Annotated in this window: 21 protein-coding genes; 11 read left to right on the top strand and 10 right to left on the bottom strand. The window is 71.7% G+C overall.

What is annotated here, in order from left to right; genetic code table 11:
* Nucleotides 1-15: 15 nt before the first annotated feature.
* From ASD11_RS10140 to ASD11_RS10130, 3 genes are all read right to left on the bottom strand, one after another.
* Complete coding sequence (locus ASD11_RS10140; protein ID WP_056286633.1) at nucleotides 16-1,509, bottom strand: MFS transporter; 1,494 nt, start codon at nucleotides 1,507-1,509, stop codon at nucleotides 16-18.
* Nucleotides 1,506-2,162, bottom strand: coding sequence for a TetR/AcrR family transcriptional regulator (locus ASD11_RS10135; protein ID WP_056286630.1), 657 nt, complete (start codon nucleotides 2,160-2,162; stop codon nucleotides 1,506-1,508). Before ASD11_RS10135 ends, ASD11_RS10140 begins: the two co-directional genes overlap by 4 nt.
* Before the next feature lie 116 nt (nucleotides 2,163-2,278).
* Nucleotides 2,279-2,752, bottom strand: a complete 474-nt coding sequence (locus ASD11_RS10130) for a MarR family winged helix-turn-helix transcriptional regulator (RefSeq protein ID WP_056286627.1) — start codon at nucleotides 2,750-2,752, stop codon at nucleotides 2,279-2,281.
* A gap of 23 nt (nucleotides 2,753-2,775) precedes the next feature.
* Here ASD11_RS10130 and ASD11_RS10125 point away from each other — a divergent pair, with 23 nt between their 5' ends.
* The 6 genes from ASD11_RS10125 (at nucleotide 2,776) to ASD11_RS10100 (ending at nucleotide 9,002) form a co-directional block, all read left to right on the top strand.
* Nucleotides 2,776-4,824 carry an MMPL family transporter gene (locus ASD11_RS10125; protein WP_082554276.1) on the top strand — a complete coding sequence of 683 codons (2,049 nt, stop codon included), beginning with the start codon at nucleotides 2,776-2,778 and terminating at the stop codon, nucleotides 4,822-4,824.
* A 50-nt stretch (nucleotides 4,825-4,874) separates the two neighbouring features.
* The gene (locus ASD11_RS10120; RefSeq protein WP_200940115.1) at nucleotides 4,875-5,501 is read left to right on the top strand and encodes a TetR/AcrR family transcriptional regulator; all 627 of its coding nucleotides are present in this window, start codon (nucleotides 4,875-4,877) and stop codon (nucleotides 5,499-5,501) included.
* Between the two features lie 84 nt (nucleotides 5,502-5,585).
* Entirely contained in the window at nucleotides 5,586-6,785 is a 1,200-nt protein-coding gene (locus tag ASD11_RS10115; RefSeq protein WP_056286622.1) for a cytochrome P450, read from the top strand.
* On the top strand, nucleotides 6,782-6,979 hold the full coding sequence (locus tag ASD11_RS10110; protein ID WP_056286618.1) for a ferredoxin: 198 nt from the start codon (nucleotides 6,782-6,784) through the stop codon (nucleotides 6,977-6,979). Before ASD11_RS10115 ends, ASD11_RS10110 begins: the two co-directional genes overlap by 4 nt.
* Nucleotides 6,976-8,112 carry an NAD(P)/FAD-dependent oxidoreductase gene (locus ASD11_RS10105; RefSeq protein ID WP_056286615.1) on the top strand — a complete coding sequence of 379 codons (1,137 nt, stop codon included), beginning with the start codon at nucleotides 6,976-6,978 and terminating at the stop codon, nucleotides 8,110-8,112. The genes ASD11_RS10110 and ASD11_RS10105 overlap by 4 nt, the downstream gene beginning before the upstream one ends.
* Nucleotides 8,113-8,186: 74 nt before the next feature.
* Entirely contained in the window at nucleotides 8,187-9,002 is an 816-nt protein-coding gene (locus ASD11_RS10100; protein ID WP_200940114.1) for a UbiA family prenyltransferase, read from the top strand.
* A gap of 37 nt (nucleotides 9,003-9,039) precedes the next feature.
* On the opposite strand, the gene ASD11_RS10095 is transcribed toward ASD11_RS10100, so the two are convergent.
* Entirely contained in the window at nucleotides 9,040-9,939 is a 900-nt protein-coding gene (locus ASD11_RS10095) for a bestrophin family protein (protein WP_082554274.1), read from the bottom strand.
* A gap of 50 nt (nucleotides 9,940-9,989) precedes the next feature.
* Nucleotides 9,990-12,422, bottom strand: a complete 2,433-nt coding sequence (locus ASD11_RS10090; protein ID WP_056286609.1) for an ATP-binding cassette domain-containing protein — start codon at nucleotides 12,420-12,422, stop codon at nucleotides 9,990-9,992.
* A gap of 131 nt (nucleotides 12,423-12,553) precedes the next feature.
* Between ASD11_RS10090 and ASD11_RS10085 the strand changes: the two genes are divergently transcribed.
* Nucleotides 12,554-14,050: an MFS transporter gene (locus tag ASD11_RS10085; protein WP_056288709.1), complete on the top strand. Its 1,497-nt coding sequence runs from the start codon at nucleotides 12,554-12,556 to the stop codon at nucleotides 14,048-14,050.
* A 7-nt stretch (nucleotides 14,051-14,057) separates the two neighbouring features.
* Here ASD11_RS10085 and ASD11_RS10080 read toward each other — a convergent pair whose 3' ends face one another.
* Nucleotides 14,058-15,281 (bottom strand): FAD-dependent monooxygenase, encoded by a 1,224-nt coding sequence (locus ASD11_RS10080; protein WP_056286606.1) that lies wholly within the window; start codon nucleotides 15,279-15,281, stop codon nucleotides 14,058-14,060.
* 197 nt (nucleotides 15,282-15,478) lie between these two features.
* Here ASD11_RS10080 and ASD11_RS10075 point away from each other — a divergent pair, with 197 nt between their 5' ends.
* Nucleotides 15,479-15,826, top strand: a complete 348-nt coding sequence (locus tag ASD11_RS10075) for a UBP-type zinc finger domain-containing protein (RefSeq protein WP_056288707.1) — start codon at nucleotides 15,479-15,481, stop codon at nucleotides 15,824-15,826.
* Nucleotides 15,827-15,881: 55 nt separating this feature from the next.
* On the opposite strand, the gene ASD11_RS10070 is transcribed toward ASD11_RS10075, so the two are convergent.
* Nucleotides 15,882-16,457: a dihydrofolate reductase family protein gene (locus ASD11_RS10070; RefSeq protein WP_056286605.1), complete on the bottom strand. Its 576-nt coding sequence runs from the start codon at nucleotides 16,455-16,457 to the stop codon at nucleotides 15,882-15,884.
* Between the two features lie 81 nt (nucleotides 16,458-16,538).
* On the opposite strand from ASD11_RS10070, the gene ASD11_RS10065 reads away from it, so the two are divergent.
* Together ASD11_RS10065 and ASD11_RS18815 are read left to right on the top strand one after the other, a co-directional pair.
* Nucleotides 16,539-17,108 (top strand): TetR/AcrR family transcriptional regulator, encoded by a 570-nt coding sequence (locus tag ASD11_RS10065; RefSeq protein WP_056286602.1) that lies wholly within the window; start codon nucleotides 16,539-16,541, stop codon nucleotides 17,106-17,108.
* A 115-nt stretch (nucleotides 17,109-17,223) separates the two neighbouring features.
* Nucleotides 17,224-17,355 carry a hypothetical protein gene (locus tag ASD11_RS18815; protein WP_268750700.1) on the top strand — a complete coding sequence of 44 codons (132 nt, stop codon included), beginning with the start codon at nucleotides 17,224-17,226 and terminating at the stop codon, nucleotides 17,353-17,355.
* Between the two features lie 13 nt (nucleotides 17,356-17,368).
* On the opposite strand, the gene ASD11_RS10060 is transcribed toward ASD11_RS18815, so the two are convergent.
* The gene (locus ASD11_RS10060; RefSeq protein WP_056286597.1) at nucleotides 17,369-18,403 is read right to left on the bottom strand and encodes an NAD(P)-dependent alcohol dehydrogenase; all 1,035 of its coding nucleotides are present in this window, start codon (nucleotides 18,401-18,403) and stop codon (nucleotides 17,369-17,371) included.
* A 116-nt stretch (nucleotides 18,404-18,519) separates the two neighbouring features.
* Here ASD11_RS10060 and ASD11_RS10055 point away from each other — a divergent pair, with 116 nt between their 5' ends.
* Nucleotides 18,520-19,110: a TetR family transcriptional regulator gene (locus ASD11_RS10055; RefSeq protein ID WP_056286595.1), complete on the top strand. Its 591-nt coding sequence runs from the start codon at nucleotides 18,520-18,522 to the stop codon at nucleotides 19,108-19,110.
* Here the strand turns inward: ASD11_RS10055 and ASD11_RS10050 are convergent.
* Together ASD11_RS10050 and ASD11_RS10045 are read right to left on the bottom strand one after the other, a co-directional pair.
* A complete protein-coding gene (locus ASD11_RS10050; RefSeq protein ID WP_056286593.1) occupies nucleotides 19,107-19,304 on the bottom strand; it encodes a hypothetical protein in 198 nt (65 codons plus the stop codon). The genes ASD11_RS10055 and ASD11_RS10050 overlap by 4 nt on opposite strands.
* 42 nt (nucleotides 19,305-19,346) lie before the next feature.
* Nucleotides 19,347-19,964, bottom strand: a complete 618-nt coding sequence (locus tag ASD11_RS10045) for an NAD(P)H-dependent oxidoreductase (RefSeq protein WP_056286589.1) — start codon at nucleotides 19,962-19,964, stop codon at nucleotides 19,347-19,349.
* Between the last annotated feature and the right edge of the window lie 107 nt (nucleotides 19,965-20,071).

Genomic DNA, 20,071 nt, shown 5'->3' with positions numbered 1-20,071 from the left:
GACGGGGGAGGTGGGTCAGTCGGCCAGCGCTGCGGCAGGCGCACCCGTGGGCGGGGCGACCTTGTTGACGCGGATGAGGCTCAGCGATGCCACGAGGGCCAGGACCATGACCACGAGAGCCGCGTGGAAGGCGTGCTCCTGGCCGACCACGAAGACGTCGGCCTGACCGGCCTTGCTCGCCGCGCCGGCTCCGAGCTCGGCGGCCCGGTCCTTCGCGGCGTGCGAGAAGACGGTGCCGAAGACGGCGAGACCGATTGCGCCGCCGACCTGCTGGCCGGTGTTCAGCAGCGCCGAGGCGATGCCGGTCTCGTGCGGGGCGACGCCGTTGACCGCGGTCATGGTGAGCGGCACGAAGCTGCAGCCCATGCCCAGGCCCAGCAGGAGCAGCGAGCCGAAGAACGGCCAGTAGCTGCTGCTCGCGTCGAGCTGGGAGAAGCTGAACATGGCCGCGATGGCCAGGATCGGACCCGCCGTCAGGAACGGACGGATGCCGATCTTGGGGATGAGGCGACGGACCACGACGATCGACATGAACATGATCGTGACGGGCATGGGGAGGAAGCCGACACCGGTGCGGAGCGGGCTCCAGCCGTGCACGTTCTGCTGGTACTGCGCCAGGAAGTAGAACGTGACGAAGAGGCCGCCCGCGAGGAACAGCATGATCAGGTAGGCGCCGGTGCGGTTGCGGTCCTTGAAGATGCGGAACGGCATGAGTGGGTGCTCGGAGCGGAGCTCGATGAGCACGAAGGCCACGAGCAGCGCCACCGCGACGCCCAGGGTCACGATGGTCGTGGTGGACGTCCAGCTGTCCTCGGCCGCCTTGGTGAGGCCGTACACGAGCGTCGACATGCCGGCGGTGACCGTGATGGCACCGGGGAGGTCCAGCTTGGTGCGGTTGCCCTGCGACTCGTCGAGCACGCGGGGAGCGAGGAACAGCACGAGCGCGCCGATGGGCACGTTGATGAAGAGGGCCCAGCGCCAGCTGGCGTAGTCGGTGAGCACGCCACCGAGCAGCAGGCCGAGGGCGCCTCCGGAGGCGGCCATGGCTGCGAACAGGCCGAAGGCTCGGGAGCGGGCCGCGGGCTCGGTGAACGTCGTGGCGAGCAGGGCCAGCGCGGTGGGCGCGGCGATGGCGCCACCAGCACCCTGGGCGGCGCGAGCCGCGATGAGCATCGCCTCGTTCTGTGCGAAGCCGCCGACGAGCGAGGCCGCCGCGAAGAGCCCGATGCCGATCATGAACATGCGACGTCGGCCGAAGAGGTCGCCCGTGCGGCCACCGAAGAGCAGGAGCCCGCCGAAGGCGAGGGAGTAGGCCGTGACGACCCAGGTGAGGTTGTCGAGCGAGAAGTCGAGGTCGCGGCGGATGCTCGGCAGCGCGACGTTCACGACGGTGGCGTCGAGGACGACCATGAGCTGCGCCACGCAGATCACGGCCAGGGCGAGCCCTCCGTTGCGCTCGGCGTGCGGGTGCGCCGCCTCCGCGTGGGGGTGGGTGGCTTCGTCAGTCATGAGGGGTTCTCCGTGTCAGCGTCGGTCGTGGGGGTCGAGAGGTTGCGTGGGGGACGTCCGAGGACGGGGAGCAGCACGGTGCCCACCACCTTCTGGGCGTAGGCGAGGCCAGCGGGCTGGCCCGTCATGAGGGCGCGTTGGAGCATGAGCGACGGCACGAGGCTCGCGGCCATGGCCACGTCGACCTCGGGGCCGAGCTCGTCGCGGGACCGGGCCCGCTCGAGCATGGCCGTGATGCGCGCGATGCGGGGCTCGGTGAAGCGGGTCTTGAAGGCCTCGAGCAGCTCCGGCTCGCGGGGCAGTGCGGAGCAGACGCTCACCATCACCTGGGCGAGTCGCTGCGTGTGCGGGCTGCACGACGACGCGATCATGAGCTCCAGGTCGCCGTCGAGCGACCCGCTGTCGATCGTGTCGATGGCCGGCTTGAGCGTGGCCATGGCGTCGATGACGAGCTCGGCCTTGCTGCCCCAGCGGCGGTAGACGGTGGCCTTGCCGACGCCGGCCGCAGTGGCCACGCCCTCCATCGAGAGGCGGTCGTAGCCCTCGAGCACGAGCAGGTCGATCGTCGCGTCGATGATCGCCTCGTCGCGCGCGGGGTCGCGAGGACGGCCCCGGCGGGGCTCCTCGGCGAGAACAGGATCGTTGCTTGACACAACGAGAACGCTAGCACGAAACGGAACAGGTCCGTTTCGTAATGTGGATCACGTGGCGCCGTCGGAGCATCCGTAGACGCGGGGCGTCGCGCGCCGGACCTGAGGGGAGGTGTCGCTCAGGTGGTGGCCTCGGCCCGCGCGGCGCGCGTGGCGGTGTTGATCTGCTCCATGAGCACGGCGGTGCGGGCCAGCTCGGCCTCGTCCTGGTCGTCGAGGACGGCGCGCAGGTGGCGGGCGAGGATGGCGAACATCGAGCCGCCCACCTCGAGGGCCTTCTGTGTGATCTCCACGCGGACGCCACGGCGGTCGGCCTCCGAGCGCTCACGGCGCACGTGCCCGGCCCGCTCGAGGCGCTCGAGCATGGCGCTGGTGGCCGAGGGGCTGAGGCCCAGGCCTTCGCTGATGTCCTTGGGGGACGTGTCCTCGCGGTCCATGACGAACGCGATCGCGGCGAGGTCGGTGCGGTGCATGGAGTGCTCGTGGCTCATCTGCAGGACGTAGCGCTCGATCTCGCCCGCGAAGATGCGCAGCTCGCGCACGAGGTCGTCGGACGCCGCGGAGCCCCGGTCGGCCCGATTGGCGTTGGTCATGACGACATCGTACTGTTTCCATCGTGGAATCATTCGATGATGGAACTAAAAGCTCCCGCGGACGCAAGAACCGCCTGACCGCCCTGGCCGTGACGCTGCTGTTCGTCCTGCTCTCGGGCGCCGTGTTCGCCCTGGCACCCGAGGCCAAGGAGTCGAACGCACCCACGGCTGGGCTTCCCGACTCGGCCGACTCGACCACGGTGGCACGGATCCAGGCCACGCTGCCCTCGAGCGACGTCTCGCCCGCCATCGTCGTGCTGACCGCCGACTCCGGCACCCTCTCCAGTCAGGACGAGAAGGCCGTCGACCGCCTTGCCGAGGGGCTGCAGCGGTTCTCCGTCAGCGACCGCGCCCTCACCCCTGTGTTCTCCCAGGACAGGACCACCGGCCTGGTCGCGGTCCCCCTCGAGGCCGCGACGGGATCGTCCGACGTCGACGACATCCGGTCCGCGGTCGAGGACGCCTCGATCGACGGGCTCTCCGCCGAGGTCACCGGCGGACCCGCGTTCCAGTCCGACATCGAGGACGTCTTCGCCGGCGCCGACGTCCGGCTGCTGGTCTCCACGGCGCTCGTCGTGGCCCTCCTCCTGCTCATCACCTACCGCAGCCCGTGGCTGTGGCTCGTCCCGCTCGTGGTGGTGGCCCTCGGCGACCGCGTCGCAGCACTCGCCGTCGCGACGGCGACCCAGGTCTTCGGCTACAGCGTGGACGGCTCCACGACCGGCATCACCTCGGTCCTGGTGTTCGGCGCCGGGACCAACTACGCCCTCCTGCTCATCGCCCGGTACCGCGAAGAGCTGCGGCGTCACGAGGACCGGTTCGTGGCCATGCGCGCTGCGTGGCGTCAGGCCGCCCCGGCGATCCTGGCCAGCTCCGGCACGGTGGCGCTCGCGCTCCTCACTCTGTCGTTCGCCGACACGCCCTCCAACCGCGCGCTGGGCTGGTCTGCCGCGATCGGCATCGTCGTGGCCGTCCTGTTCGGGCTCGTGGCCCTGCCGGCCGCCATGCTGCTCTTCGGGCGGGGGCTCTTCTGGCCGTTCGTCCCGAGGGCGGGACAGGACGACCCGTCCAGGACCGGCATCTGGGCCAAGGTCGGTCGCACGGTCGTGGGTCGGCCCACGTCCTTCGCCGCCGGCGCGCTCGCGCTCCTGGCCCTGCTCGCCGTGGGCGCGTCCGGCCTGCAGGTGGGACTCACGCAGAACGAGCGCTTCCGCGAGGTCCCGGAGTCGGTCTACGGCCAGGAGGCTCTCGCCAAGGCGTTCCCGGCCGGCTTCGCCGAGCCCACCGTCGTCCTCGCCGAGCCCGACGAGGCCAAGGCCGTGGCGGCGCGCATCAAGGACGTCGAGGGCGTGTCGTCGGTGACCACCGGTCCGGCCTCGGACTCCTGGGCCGAGCTCGACCTCGTGCTCGACAGCGACCGGGGTTCCGACCGTGCCGCAGCGACGATCGAGCGGCTCCGTGACGACGTGGGGTCCAAGGCCCTGGTCGGTGGGCCCGACGCCCAGGACCTCGACGCGAGCGCCGCCGCCTCCCACGACCGGCTGCTGATCATCCCGCTCGTGCTGGTCATCGTGCTCGCGATCCTCCTCGTCCTGCTGAGGTCCGTGGTGGCTGCCGTGGTGCTCGTCCTCACCGTGGTGGCGACGTACCTGACGGCGCTGGGCGCGGGCTGGTTCGTGTTCACGCACTGGTTCGACTTCCCGGCACTCGACCTCCCTGTGCCTCTGTTCGCCTTCATCTTCCTGGTGGCGCTGGGCGTGGACTACAACATCTTCCTCGCGACGCGAGCCCGGGAGGAGGCGGCGGACCAGCCGGTGGCAGGTGCCATGGCGACGGCCGTCGCCGTGACGGGCGGCGTCATCACGAGTGCCGGAGTGGTCCTGGCGGCGGTCTTCGCGGTGCTCGGGGTGCTGCCCCTGGTCACCCTCACGCAGATCGGCGTCGTGGTGGGGATCGGCGTGCTGCTCGACACCCTGGTGGTGCGCAGCGTGCTGGTGCCGGCCCTGGCCACGCTCATCGGCGAGCGGTTCTGGTGGCCGAGCCACCCCGGCGAGGGGCGACACGCTGGGTAGATGATCCGGATAGGGTCGACGCGTCGAGGAGGGAGCAGCAGGTGCCGGACGTGAGCAAGGGCTCCCCGGTCCGGGTCGACCGCCGGAAGGCGCGCACCCGGGCCGCTCTCATCGCTGCTGCGCGCACGCTCATCGTCGAGGGGCGCTCGGAGACGGCCAGCATCCAGGAGATCGCCGACCGCGCGGACGTGGGCTTCGGCTCGTTCTACAACCACTTCTCGAGCAAGGTCGAGCTCTTCCGGGAGGCCACGACGGCCGTCCTCGACGAGTGGGCCGCGATCATCGAGCACGCCGTCGAGGGCACGGTCGACCCGGCAGAGCGCTTCGCCACGTCGTTCCGCATCTCGGCCCGGCTGGCCTGGAGCCACCCCGAGCTGGCCGGGGTGCTGAACGGCTTCGGTCTCGACCTCCTCGACCTCGACGAGGGGTTCGGGCCGCGGGCCGTCCGCGACGTCACGGCCGGGATCGACCAGAGCCGCTTCACCGTCACCCACCTCCCGGTGGCCATGAGCACGATCGGCGGATCGCTCCTGGGCTTCCTGCGCCTCAAGGTCGGCCGCCCCGACCTGGTCGAGCCGGAGGCCGTCGAGGACCTGACCGCTCAGCTGCTGCGCATGCTCGGCGTCGACGAGGCGGAGGCCCGCCGCCTGTGCTCGCTGCCGGTTCCCACGCTGTGACCTGAAGGGCGTCCGGGCGCTTGACACGTCCGCGCACAAAACTGATGATGTTATCCAATAACGCATTAAATCATCAGGAGAGACGTGAAGGTCCACGACGTCCGCTACGAGCACGACCTCTACTCCGACGCCGCCATCGGCGACCCCTACCCGCACTACGCCGCCCTGCGCGAGCTGGGTCCGGCCGTCTGGCTCACCGCGCACCGGTGCTTCGCCGTGGCCCGGTACGCGGACGCCCGGGAGGTGCTGACGGACGACGTGACGTTCGCGTCGGGGGAGGGCGTCGGGCTGAACCCGGTCGTCAACCGGTTGTCCCGCGGGACCACGCTCAACAGCGACGGCGACGAGCACGCGGCGCGCCGACGCCTCCTCGCCCACCGTCTGACGCCTCGGGCCCTGCGCTCGATGGCCGACGACGTGGCGTCACAGGCCGAGGCCGTGGTCGCGGCGGCCGTGGCGACGGGGGAGGTCGACGGCGTCAGGGACCTGGCGCAGGCCCTGCCCCTGTCGATCGTCCCTGACCTCGTTGGGTGGCCTGAGTCGGGTCGCCAGCACCTGCTGCGCTGGGCGGGCGCCACGTTCGACGCGCTCGGTCCACTCAACGCGCGCTCGGCGCGGGCCACGCCGGCGGCCCTCGGCATGATGCGGTTCTCGCGGAAGGTCGTCCGGGAGCGCTCGACACTGCCGGGCAGCATGGGATCCGACGTCCTGGCCGCCGCGGACCGAGGCGAGCTCGACCGCTCCGCGTGTCCGGCGCTCATGATCGACTACCTCGCGCCCTCGCTCGACACCACGATCAGTGCCATCTCCAGCGCCCTGGTCCTGCTGGCCCGCCATCCGCAGCAGTGGGACCTGCTCCGAGCGGATCCCTCGCTCGTCCCCAACGCGGTCAACGAGGTCGTGCGGCTCGAGTCGCCGTTGCGAGCCTTCTCGCGGGTCGCCACGACGAGCACCAAGGTCGGTGGCCAGCCCGTCCCGGCCGGGTCACGGGTCCTCGTGCTCTACGCCTCGGCCAACCGGGACGAGCGTGAGTGGGACAGGCCGACCGAGCTGGACGTGACGCGGGATGCTTCCCGCCAGCTCGGCTTCGGGTACGGCACGCACGGCTGTGCCGGTCAGGGACTGGCCCGCCTGGAGACGCAGTCGCTGCTCACGGCGCTCCTGCGCCGGGTGGAGCGGCTGGAGCTGACGGGTGATCCCGTGCCCGCCATGAACAACATCATCAAGGGCTGGTCGAGCGTGCCGCTGCGGCTGGTCCCCGACGAGAGGAGGACGGACGCATGAGGATCGACATCGACGAGGCCCGCTGCGAGGGGCACGGACTGTGCGAGGAGGCGGCACCCGAGGTGTTCAGCCTCGACGACGACGCGATGGTCGTGGACGCCTTCGGGGGCGGAGAGGTCCCGGACGGGCTGGCTGCCGCCGCGCGGGCGGCGATCGCCTCGTGCCCGGTGGCGGCCCTGCGCGAGCGGACGTGAGCCGGCCGCGGTCCGTGGTCGTGGTCGGTGCGTCCACGGCCGGGCTGGCAGCGGCTCGCGAGCTGCGGCGTCGAGGCCACACCGACGCCATCACGGTGATCGGCGGTGGGGAGGAGCCGTGCTCGCGTCCGCCCCTCTCCAAGCAGGTCCTCAAGGACGGCTCGGCCGACGGCACGGTCAGCATCCCGACCGCGGACCTCGGGCTCGAGGTCGTCCGGTCCCCGGCGGCGCACCTCGACCCCGAGCGTCGGCGCGTCACCACGCGGGACGGGCACGACGTCCCCTACGACGCGTTGGTCGTGGCGACCGGCTCGGCTGCGCGCAGGATCGCTGCCCCTGGCCAGTCGGGTGAGCTCGTGCTTCGCACCCTCGACGACGCACGCACCCTGAGGACGAGGCTCGGACGGGCCGACACCGCGGTCGTCGTCGGAGCCGGGTTCCTGGGGATGGAGGTGGCGAGTGCCTGCGTGCACCACGGCGTCTCGGTGACTGTCGTGGACGTCGCTCCTCCCCTCGAGCGGGTCGTGGGGACGTTCGTGTCCGCCGTGCTCGTCCGACGGGCCAGGTCCGTCGGGGTCGAGCTGGTGCAGAGCGAGGGTCCGGTGTCCCTCGACGGCGACCCCGTGACGGGGGTCCGGCTGGGCGAAGGGACCGTCCTGAGGGCCGACCTCGTCGTGACCTGCGCCGGGGACGTGCCCGTCACGGACTGGCTCGACGGCCACGCCTGGGCCGGGCCCCAGGGGGTCGAGATCGATCATGGCGGTCGCACGCCGCTGGAGGGGGTGCTCGCGGCCGGCGACGTGGCCGCCGTGCGCGAGGAGGCATGGCTGCGGCGCAGGCCGTTCTGGTCCAACGCGGTGGCCCAGGGCAGGCTGGCGGCCGCCACGCTGCTGGGTGACGAGCCCGGCGGTCCGGTGTGGGACGACTACTTCTGGTCCGAGGTCTGCGGGCACTCCCTGAAGATGGTCGGGCCGGTGCCGCGCGGTGAGCCCGAGGTCCTCGCGGGTGACCCCTGCACGGGATCGGCCCTGCTGAGGTGGTGGGACAGTGACGTCGCGACCGTCGTGGCCGTCGACCACCGCATCCCGGTGCCGCGTCTGCGCGCCCTGGCACTGGAGCGCGAACGGGCCTGACCGCGGGCGGCTCGCGCGTCGATCTGCCGCGGGTCCCGACGTGCAGGAGGCCGCGTCAGGCCTACCGTGGGCGGGTGAGCGCCGGCCGTCCGACATCCGTGGGCAGAGCACTCGTCCGTGCGTGCCACCCGGAGCCCAGCGGCGCCGTGACGGTGGCCGTCGTGCTGCTCGCGCTCCACTGGGGTGCTTCGGCCGGAACCGCTGTGCTCGTCGGGGTCGCCGCCCTCACGGGCCAGCTGTCGGTGGGGTGGAGCAACGACTACCTCGACCGGGAGCGTGACCGCATCTCGGGTCGCCGGGACAAGCCCCTCGCGACCGGCGCGCTGGGCGTCGGGACGGTCCGTGTCGCGATCGTCGCGGCTGCTCTGGTGACGGTGGCAGCCTCCCTCTGCCTCGGGGTCCGGGCGGGAGCGCTGCACCTCGCGCTCGTGGCCATGGCCTGGGGGTACAACCTGGGGCTCAAGAGCACGATCCTGTCGTGGATGCCGTACGCCGTGTGCTTCGGCGGGCTGCCCGCGGTGGTGTCCCTCGCCGTCCGCGACGACGCGGGACCCCCGTGGCTGGTGGTGGCGGGGGTGCTGCTCGGCACGGGCGCCCATCTCGTCAATGCCGTGCCGGACCTCGAGGACGACCGGCGGACCGGGGTCCACGGTCTGCCACACCGCCTCGGTGCCCGCGGTTCCGTGGACCTCGCGACCGCCCTGCTGCTGGCCGGCACGGTCGTGACGGCCGTGGTCCCCGCCGACGGGCTCGACCTCGTGGCAGTCGTCGCTCTCTCGGCGTGCGCGGTGCTGCTCGTCGTCGGCCGCGTCGCCCCGGGACGTGGCCCTTTCCTGGCCGCCGTCGGCATCGCGCTCGTGAACGTGGTCTCGGTCGTGGTCCGCACCTGAGGGATCGTCGTCTCGACGACCAGCCTTCAGCCGAGCATCACCACAGCACCTCGTTGACGGGGGCGACGGCGTCGGGTGCGTCGGTGCCGATCATCTCGAGGAGATCGATCTCGATGGTGCGGCTGATCGCCGTCATGGGGACGTCGTGCACGCCGTCACGGAACGGCTCGGCGAGGTCGCGACCGACCTGGACGGCGAGGAGGAACATCATGCCCACGAGCCCCGACCCGATGGGCGTGAACCACATGAGGTCCTTGTAGATCGCGAACGGCAGGATGACGCAGAAGACCCGGGCGAAGAACGAGGGCAGGAAGCGGTACTGCACCGGCAGCGGGGTGCGCTTGATGCGCTCCAGCCCGCCCTGGGCGTCGGTCAGGACGCCGAGCGTGGAGCTCACCTGGACGCGGGCGATGTCATCGACCATGCCGCGTCGATGGGCCTCGCGCACGAGCTGACCGATGTGCACCAGGATCGCGGCCGGCGTGTTGGTCGCCGCCGTCACGCGGCGCAGGGCGGCGTCGTCGAGGTAGACGTCGATCTCCGTGGGGTCGGCCTGCTCTCGCAGCGACGTCCGGAGAGCATGGACGTAGGCGATCTGGGCCCGGACGATGGCCGGGATGATCGCGGGCCGGGCGTCGGGCACCGAGTCGTCGAGCAGTGTCGTGGCCTCCCGCGCGAGGTTGCGCGAGTGGTTGACGATGCTGCCCCAGAGGGTCCGCGCCTCCCACCAGCGCGCGTAGGAGGCATTGACCATGAAGCCCAGGAACAGCGCGATGGCAGTGCCGTAGAGCGTGTACTGGATCGTGATGCCGCGGAACTCGACCCACCCCAGCTGGAAGGCCAGCGTGACGCCGACGTCCCACGCCAGCAGCACCACGAGGGGCACGAGGAGGGGGCGCCAGGCGGACGCGGTGCGTGGCAGGCGCGAGGTGATCATGGGTCAAGAGTGACGGGTGATCCGGCTCAGCGCCCAGGACGTGAAGCACCTCACGTCGCCCGGGCCACGGCGCGCCTGAGATAGGGCGCGGTGATGCTCTCGGCGACGTCGAGCAGACCGGTCGGCGTGGTCTCAGCCACCACGGTCCCGCCGCGGTCGCCGCCGCCCGGGCCCAGCTCGACGACCCAGTCCGACGCGGCGACCACCTGCATGTCGTGCTCGACCACCACGACGGTGTCGCCGGCGTCGACGAGTCGCCCGAGCACCCGGACGAGGTCCCGGACGTTGACGGGGTGGAGGCCGCCGGTGGGCTCGTCGAGGACGAAGACCGTGCTGCCGCGCCGCGGACGCTGCAGCTCGGTGGCGAGCTTGATGCGCTGCGCCTCGCCGCCGGAGAGCTCGGTCGCGGGCTGGCCGAGGGTCAGGTAGCCGAGACCGACGTCGAGCAGGGTCGTGAGGGCGCGGTGCACGGCCGGGACGTCGTCGAAGAACGTCGCGGCCTCCTGGACGGTCATGGACAGCACCTGGCCGACGTCGCGCTCGCGGTAGAGGACCTCGAGCGTCTCGGGGTTGTACCTCGACCCGCGGCACGTCGGGCACGTGGAGTAGCTCGTGGGGAGGAAGACCAGCTCGACGGCGATGAACCCCTCGCCCTCGCACGTGGGGCAGCGCCCTGCTGCCACGTTGAAGGAGAACCGCCCGGCGGCCCAGCCTCGCGCCTTCGCCTCGTCGGTGGACGCGAAGAGCCGGCGGACGGCGTCGAAGAGACCCGTGTACGTGGCGAGGTTGGAGCGGGGGGAGCGGCCGATGGGTCGCTGGTCGATCGAGACGAGGCGGTGCTCCGCGGTGTCGTCGGTCTCGAGCCGCTCGACGACGGCGGTGAGGAGGGAGGACTTCCCCGAGCCGGAGACCCCCGTGATGGCCGTCATGACGCCCATCGGCAGGCGGATGCTCACGTCCTGCAGGTTGTGGAGGGTGAGGTGCTCGAGGTGGGTCCAGGAAGCCGGCTCGCGCGCCTCGAGTGCGGGGCGGTCGACCCGGTCGAACATGAAGTCGGCCGTGACGGAGTCCGTGACATCGGTCAGCTCGTCCGGGGGTCCGCTGTGGACCACCCGTCCGCCCAGGACTCCGGCGCTGGGTCCGACGTCGACCACCCAGTCGGCGTTGCGGGCGATGGAGAGGTCGTGCTCGACCACGAACAGGGAGTTGCCCGCAGCGACCAGCTCGCGCAGCGCCGCGTACAGGGCCTCCGAGTCGGCCGGGTGCAGGCCGGCCGACGGCTCGTCGAGCACGTAGAGGACGCCGAACAGGCCGGCCCGCAGCTGACCGGCGAGCCGGACGCGTTGCAGCTCGCCGGGGGAGAGGGCCGTGCTGGAGCGGTCCATGGAGAGGTAGCCCAGCCCGAGCGCGATGATCGACTCGACCCGCGCCGCGAAGTCCTTCACGAGCGAGCGCGCCGCCGAGGACGCGGCCGCTCCGTGCCGGTCGGTGCCCCGGGCCTGCTGCTCCAGCCCGCTGTCGAGCAGGGCGCAGACCTCGGAGAGCGGCAGCGCGGACATGGTGGCGATGTCGACGTCGGCGAACCGCACGGCGAGGGCCGCGGGACGCAACCGCTTGCCGTCGCACGTGGGACAGGGGCCCTCGGCGATGAACGCCTCGAGCTTCTCGCGCTGCGTGGGCGACTGGGTCTTGGCGAGGTTGCGCAGCAGGAACTTCTCGGCTGACGACCAGTGCCCGTGGTACTGGCTGGCCTCACCCTGCTTGTTGCCCTGCAGCAGCATGCGGGGCTCCTCGTCGGTGAAGAGGAGCCAGGTCCGGTCGGCCTGCGGCAGCGTGTGCCACGGGGCATGGATGTCGATCCCCAGCTTGGTCACCATGCGACGCACGTTGAGACCCACCCACGCCTTGTTGGCCCACACGCCGATCGCGCCCTCGTCGATGGACAGGCCGGGGTCGGGCACGAGGAGCGCCTCGGTGGTGCGGCGTGCCACTCCGCTGCCGTGGCAGGTGGGGCAGGCGCCGACCGCCGTGTTGGGGGAGAAGGCCGATGCCGGCAGGTGCTCGGCGCCCTCGGGGTAGGTGCCCGCCCGGCTGTAGAGGAGGCGCAGCACGTCGGAGAGTGAGCTGAGGGTCCCGAGGGTCGAGCGCGCGGTCGCACCGCCTCGGGCCTGCTGGAGGGCCACGGCCGGCGGCAGACCATCGATCGTGTCGATGGCGGGCGCTCCGACCTGGGCCATGAGGCGCCGCGCGTACGGGGCCACCGACTCGAAGTAGCGGCGCTGCGACTCCGCGAAGATCGTCCCGAAGGCGAGCGAGGACTTGCCGGAGCCGGAGACACCTGTGAAGACGACGAAGCAGTCGCGGGGGAGGTCGAGGTCGACGTCGAGCAGGTTGTGCTCACGCGCCCCACGGACCCGGATCCACCCCGACGAGCCCTCGGGGGGTGCGTGGCCGAGGAGGTCGGTCCCGGCGCTGGAGGTCATCCCCTCAACCTAGTGGCGGCGCCCGCCGGCTGCCTGTCCGCGAGCGTCGGCGTCGGTCCGCTGTCCGTGGCTGTCACGGGTGGCAGCGCCGTGACAGCGCCGTGCCAGCGCGCGGGAGAAGCATGGCCGTCATGACCCCACCTTCTTCCGCTGCGACCGCGCGGCACACGTACACGTCGGTGCGCGCGGCGTGGATCCCCATGACGGCGCTCTGCCTCGCCTTCTTCGTCGAGATGGTCGACAACACCCTGCTCTCCGTCGCTCTGCCGACCATCGGTCGCGACCTGGGCAGCGGCACCACGGCCCTGCAGTGGGTCACGGGTGCCTACTCGCTCACCTTCGGCGGACTGCTCCTGACCGCCGGCTCGATGGCCGACCGGCTCGGCCGCCGCCGGGTGCTGCTCGTGGGCCTCACGGTGTTCGGGGCACTGAGCTTCTGTGCCGTCTGGGTGAGCACGGCGGGCGAGCTGATCGCGTTGCGCGCCGCCCTCGGCCTGGCCGCCGCGGCGATGGCGCCCATCACCAACTCGCTCGTGTTCCGCCTCTTCGACGACAAGGCGCTCCGCATGCGCGCCATGACCGTGATGATCCTCGTGGGGATGTCCGGGTTCGTGCTGGGTCCGTTGCTCGGCGGCACCGCCCTCGCCCACGTCCGCTGGGAGTGGCTGCTCGTGGTGAACGCCCCGATCGCGCTCGTCGCGTTCATCGGCGTGCGCCTCGGGGTGCCGCCCGACCGTCGCGAGGACCTGACCGACGACGTGCTCGACCTGCCCGGCGCGTTGCTGAGCATCGCCACGATCGGCTTCGCCTGCTACGCCATGACGAGCGGCGTCGAGCACGGCTGGCTGTCCGCCGTCACGCTCGGCTCGGTCCTCGCCTCCGTGGCGGCCGGCATCGCGTTCGTCCGGCACGAGCGCCGTGCGGACTCGCCGATGCTCGACCTCGGGCTCTTCTCGAACGGCACGGTCCGCGGCGCCTCGATCGCGCAGGTCGGCACCGCCATCGCGATGGCCAGCGTGATGTTCGGCCTGATCCTGCACTTCCAGTTCGCGTACGGCTGGAGCCCCGTGCGGGCCGGCCTCGCCAACCTGCCGATCATCGTGACGATGATCGCGGCGTCGCCCTTCTCGGAGTGGCTGGCCAAGCAGTTCGGCCACCGCATCGCGTGCCTCGTCGGCGCTGCCTTCCTGGCCGGCTCGCTCGCCGGTCTCTCCTGGGGCGTCGACCACGGCTACGTCGCGATCGCGATCTCGATGGTCGCGATGACGATCGGTCTCCGCACCGTCATGACGATCTGCGCCGTCGCCCTCGTCGACGCGATGCCGGCCAACCGCACGTCCATCGGCACCGCGCTCAACGACACGGCCCAGGAGATCGGCACGAGCGTCGGCACCGCGGTCGTCGGCACGCTGATCGCCGCCATGGTGACGACGCAGCTGCCCGCCGGGACCTGGAGCAGCGACCTCGTCGCGTCGTTCTTCCACGGTGAGCGCGTGACCTACGGGATCCTCGCCGTCGTCGTCGGCGTGGTGGTCGGCTGGGGCGCGCTGACGCTCACCGACTCCCGCTCCGTCGAGGAGCACCCGGAGGAGGAGCTCACGGGTGACCTCGCGGAGCGGACCGCCTGATCGTCCCTCAGTCGGAGGCGGCGCGCCGGAGCTCGGGCAGCTCGCGCGTCGCCTCCGGTCCTGATGTCAGGCGCGACGCGATGGACTGGACCACGGGGAGCGCGGCGATCCTGGTGCCCCACTTGAGGGCCTGGACGCCGACGCGGGTCGAGGGTGCGGCGAGGCGCGGGACGCCGGGCGGCAGGTCCTGGGCCTTCTCCACGAGGGGCCGCATCCACTCCTCGTACCGGGCGAACGCCTCGACGTGGTCGGTGCTCCCGTCGTCGGTGCCCTGCGACAGGAAGGCGGCCAGGACGTAGGCACCCGTGATGGCGAGCGACGTCCCGCCGCCCCCGATCGGGGTGACGCACCAGGCGGCGTCGCCGAGCAGGACGACCCTGCCGCGGTGCCACGTGGGGCAGACGACCTGGCGGAGGTAGTCGACGTAGAGGTCGTCGGAGGCGTCGAGCCCGTCGAGGATCCGCGGGACCTGCCACCCGAGGCCGGCGAACCTCTCCCGCAGCGCGGCGAGGACCTCCGAGTCGTCGAGCCCCTCCAGCACGGGGGAGTCGGCGAGGAAGCTGAGCATGGCGCGGGTGGTGCCCTCGTCGTCGGGGCGCAGACCCACCTGTCGGGCTCCTGGGACGATGAGCCAGCTCCAGAAGTCGTCGTCGTCCGGCGTCCGGTCGATCGTCCCGTACGCGGTGTACATGCCGAGGGGCTTCTCGCGCGGCTCGTCGCCGAGCACGAGAGCCCGCGTGTGGGAGCCGACGCCCTCGGCGACGACGACGAGGTCGTACGCCTCCCGCGAGCCGTCGGAGAGCTCGACCTCCACGTGGTCCTCGTGCTCCTGGACCGAGACGACGTGCTGCCCGAAGACGTACGGCACGTCCTCGGGGCAGGCCTCCACGAGGATCTGCGACAGCGCGCCGCGGAGGATCTCCAGCTCGGCCGTCGGTCCGTCGCGGCCCTCGCCGTCCTGGACGGCGAACTCGGAGACGACGGAGCCGTCCTCCGCGAGGAACCGGGTGCCGATCTCGCCCGTGTTGCGGGCGCGGACGGCGTCCTCCAGGCCCATGAGCCGCAGCACCTCGCGCCCGCTGGCCCGCACGTCGATGTTCTGGCCGCCGGGACGCAGTGCCGGGGCGCGCTCGACGACCGTCACGTCGTAGCCGACCCGGGCGAGCCAGAACGCGGCTGCGGGACCGGCCACGCTCGCGCCGGTGACGAGGACGCGTCGGGTGTCCGTCATGAAGGTCCTTCGATGGGTGGGCAGTCCTTCCTGGGTACCCCGATCGGTCCGGCCGAGCGACTCCGGGTGAGCGACTTCGCGGAACATGGCTCCGGTCGGCCGCCGTGCCGGGCCTCGGACGTCGGGTGCAGGTCTCGATTACCGTGATCCTGAGCAGGGACCTCGGAGTCCCGACTCCCGTGCAGAAGGAGACCCTCATGGCGCGCCCCGAAGATCTCGACACCACCGTCCCACCGAGCGGCGAGGGCTGTGTGGAATGTCTGGCCGACGGCGGCTGGTGGTTCCACCTGCGGCGGTGTGCGCGGTGCGGGCACGTGGGCTGCTGCGACTCGTCGCCGGGACAGCACGGAAGCGGTCACGCCGCGGCGGCCGGGCACCCCCTGGTCCAGAGCTTCGAGCCCGGCGAGGAGTGGTTCTGGGACTACGCGTCCGAGGACTACTACGACGGCCCGGCGCTGGCGCCCCCGCACGAGCACCCTGCAGGTCAGCCCGTCCCCGGCCCGGCCGGTGCCGTGCCGGCCGACTGGCAGGACCACCTGCACTAGGCGTGCCCGGTCGGGATCGGCCGATCGTCCTCGGCGAGCACGGTCCGGCGGGTCGTCATGCTGCTCGGTCGTACTCGTTGATCACCACGCCCGACGCGTAGGGCGTGGAGGCGGTGAGCGTGAAGGTGCGCGGGTCGTACCCGGCGCCGTCGAACAGCGGCTTGCCGGCCCCGAGCACGACGGGATTGACCTTCAGGACGAGTCGGTCGATCTCGTCCCGGAGGGACGAGGCCAGCAGGCCGCCGCCGCACAGCCAGATGTCGCCGCCGTCCTCGCTCTTGAGGCGGGCCGCGACGGCGGCAGGGTCCTCGTCGGTGAGCGTGATGCCGGCAGGCACCGTCCGGGACGGGGCGCTCCGGGAGAAGACGGTCTGCTGCAGGTGCGGGTAGGGGTCATCGGTCGTTCCGAGGCCGGCCGCGTAGGTGTTCCACCCCATGAGGACGGCGTCGAAGCGGGAGCGGTCGGCCTCCAGCCCGAGCGCCTCCAGGCCGACGGCCGGGATGGTGTCGGTCCAGTCCCGCAGGATCATGTCGATGTGGTCGCCCTGCTGAGGGAACATCTCGAACGTGTCGTGGGGTGAGGCGATGTGGCCGTCGAGCGAGACCGCGACGTAGTAGACGAGCTGGCGCACGGGTCCTCCGAGTCATGTACGACGGATGTAGTGGTTTCTTCGAAAGTACTACAGGTGTCGTGATCGCGCTAGGCTGGCGTCATGGCGCGCAACGACGACCGCAGGCGGGACCTGGCCGACGCTGGCCTCGCCGTCCTGGCCCGCGAGGGCGCGCGGGGGCTCACGCACCGCGCCGTCGACCGTGAGGCTGGAGTCCCCACCGGCACGGCCTCCAACTACTTCAGGCGACGCGAGGCTCTCGTAGGGGCTCTCGTCGAGCGGATCGGCCAGCGGCTCGCGCCCGACCCGCGCACGCTCGACGAGCTGGGCAGTCAGCAGCCGAGCCGAACCCTGTTCGCGGAGTACATCCGCGACATCGTGCGACGGCTCACCGCTGAGAAGGAGGTGACCTTGGCCCTGTTCGAGCTGCGGCTCGAGGCCGCACGTCGGCCCGAGGTCGCCGAGGTCATGGGGGAGTGGCTGCGCACCGGGTTCGCGGGCGACGTCGAGTTCAACCGGGCGGCGGGCCTGCCGGGCGGTCGCGAGGAGATCGCGCTCTTCCACTACGCGATCGACGGCCTCCTGCTCGACCGCCTCACGCTCTCGATCGACCCGGCGACCCCCACCGACGACGTGGTGGAGGCCCTGGTGCGGCGGCTGCTCGGCGACTGATCGTCCTTGACGAGCGGGACTAGGGTGAGGGCAAGCCCGCAAGTCGCGCGGCCCCGGCGCGGACTCCGCGCCCCAGGGCTCCAGCACGGCAGCGGCCATCGAAGGCGTGAACGCCATGGGCGACAAGTCACCCCGTCAGAGCATGACCAAGAAGTCCGGCAAGTCCATCAAGGAGAAGCGCGCCGAGAAGCGCAAGGGCGCTGCCGAGCCGCCGTCCATCATCACGGGGAGCAAGAAGAAGGGCTGACCGCCCCGACGCCTCAGACGTCGGAGAGGTCCAGGACGAACCGGTAGCGGACGTCGTTGGCCTGCAGGCGGCTCAGGGCCGTCTCGATCCGGCGCGAGGGGAGCACCTCGACGTCGGCCACGATGCCGTGCTCACCGCAGAAGTCGAGCAGGTCCTGCGTGGCCGGTCGCCCGGCGCTGCCCGAGGACGAGTAGCGCTTGCGACCGATGGCGACCGCCATGGTCTGCAGCTCCACCGGACCGAGGTTGCCCACGGAGCACAGGGTCCCGTCGAGGGCCACCGTGGCGAGGTACGGCTCGAGGGCGTGCGGACCGGAGACGGTGTCGATCACGAGGTCGAGAGTGTCGGCGAGGGCGGCCATGGCGTCGGTGTCGGTCGAGACGACGACGTGGTCGGCGCCGAGCGCGCGGGCGTCGTCGGCCTTGTCGGCCGTGCGGGTGAAGACGGTGACCTGGGCTCCGAGCGCGTGGGCGAGCTTCACGGCGAGGTGACCCAGTCCGCCGAGGCCCACCACGCCGACCGCCGTGCCGGGGCCGACGCCCCACGCGCGCATCGGCTCCCAGACGGTGACCCCGGCGCACATGAGCGGAGCCACGGCGGCAGGATCGAGGTTCGCCGGGCGGTGGTAGACGAAGCCCTCGCGGACCACGTACTCGGTGCTGTACCCGCCGAGGGTGGTGGAGCCGTCGTGCCGGTCGGTCCCGTTGTACGTGAGGGTCGGGACGTCGTTGCAGTAGTTCTCCTGGCCCGCGAGACACATGCGGCACGTGCCGCACGAGTCGACGATGTTGCCCACGGCGACCGGGTCTCCGACAGCGAAGCGCGTGACGTCGGAGCCGATCTCGACGACCTCGCCGACGAACTCGTGGCCGGGGACGACGGGGAAGGCTTCAGGGCCGCCGGCCAGGGCGTGGAGGTCGCTGTGGCAGACGCCGCAGAAGGTGACGCGGACGGCGACGTCGTCGGGGCGCAGGTCGCGTCGCTCGACGTCGACGAGGGTGGGGACGGTTCCGGGGCGGTCGGCGCGGTAGGCCTTCGTGGGGCGCATGGGTCTCCTCAGGCTCGCTGATGCAAACCTACTAGTTGGTCTGTTTGGAGCCTAGACCCTGGCGGCACTCGCGGCAAACCGACTGGTTGGTATTTCTGGTTGATAGTCTGTCGGGCATGACGGAAGGACCGGTGCTCAACGCGCGAGGCGAGGCCACGCGCCGGCGCATGCTCGAGGCGGCCACGGCCGAGTTCGCCGAGCACGGCATCGCGGGGGCCCGGGTCGACCGCATCGTGGCGGCGGCCCAGAGCAACAAGGCCCAGCTCTACGCCTACTTCGGCAGCAAGGACGCGCTGTTCGACACGGTCTTCGACGCGTCGATCGATCGGATCCTCGACGTCGTCCCCATCAGCGCGGACGACCTCGCCGACTGGGCGGTCCGGCTCTACGACGACTACCTGGTGCGCCCGGACCTCATCCGTCTCGCCACGTGGCGCCGGCTGGAGCGCCAGCCCGTGGGGCCTCTCCTCGCCGACGCCGAGGGTCGGCACGGGGCGAAGCTGGAGGCCATCGCCGCAGCGCAGGCGCGCGGCGAGGTCGCTTCGGGCGAGCCGTTCGACATCATGGCGATGGTGATCTCGATGTCGATGGCGTGGTCGCCCGTGAGCAACGTCTACGCCGCGAGCAGCGACGAGGCCGTCGCCGAGCACGAGCGCCGGCGCGCGTTCCTGCGCGACGCGGTGCAGCGGGTGGTCGCGGCGCGCTAGTCGGCCGTGGCCTCGTCGGTGCCCTCGAGGTCGACGACCGCGCCGTCGTTGCGCTGGACGTCCTCGGTCTCGTCGTCGCCGGCCGCGTGGCGGACCTCGTCGGGCAGGGCGTTCACGGCGAGCGCGTCCTCGGGGTTCAGGGACGAGCCGTCCTCGGTGGTCTTGGCGGGGCTCTCGGGCGTGGGTTCGGTCATGCTCGTCAGGTACCCCGCCGGCCGGGCACCAAGCGTCGCGGCTCAGCCGCCGGAGGGATAGGGGCGGTCACGCAGCAGCCGGGCCAGGTGCGCGGCGTTGGCGGCAGCGGCTGAGAGCGCCGAGGCCGTGGCCTCGGGCGTCTCCTCGAGCTCGTCGTAGTCGGTCGTGTGCATGGCCTCGCCGTTCCAGTACGTCCCGCCCTGGGCCGGGACCGTGAAGCCGGCGTCGTCGAGCGCCTGGTAGAGGTCGGCGGTGATCTTGTGGGCGCCGTCCTCGTTCCCGACGACACCCACCACGGCGACCTTGCCGTACATGAGCGGATTGCCGTCCTCACGGGTCTCGGAGATCTCGGCGTCGAGCCGCTCCAGCACGCGCTGGGCGACGCTCGACATGTGACCCATCCAGGTGGGGGTGACGACCACGAGGACTTCGGCGGCGACCACCTGGCTGCGGATCGTGGGCCAGGCGTCGCCGTCACCCATGTCCCTCTCCACGCCGGGCCTCACGTCGTGGTCGACGACGCGGACGAGCGAGCCGGAGACGTCGTGCTCGGCGAGGGCGTCGAGGTACTGCTGCGCCATGAGGTCGCTGCTCGAGGACGAGGGGCTGGGCTTCAGCGTGCAGCTGAGGGCCACGGCGGTCAGAGGTGTCTCGGTCATGTGTTCCTCCCGGAGGTCGTGTGCCAGAGAGGGGTACCCGGCTCGTCAGGCGTCACGCTCCGGGGGGCCGATCGGGGTCGAGGGAAGCGTCGAGCACCGCTCGGCGT

The sequence above is a fragment of the Aeromicrobium sp. Root495 genome, assembly GCF_001426755.1.
GTDB lineage: Bacteria > Actinomycetota > Actinomycetes > Propionibacteriales > Nocardioidaceae > Aeromicrobium.
The sequence above is the reverse complement of the archived record's forward strand: the minus strand, read 5'-3'. Positions and strand labels throughout refer to the sequence as shown.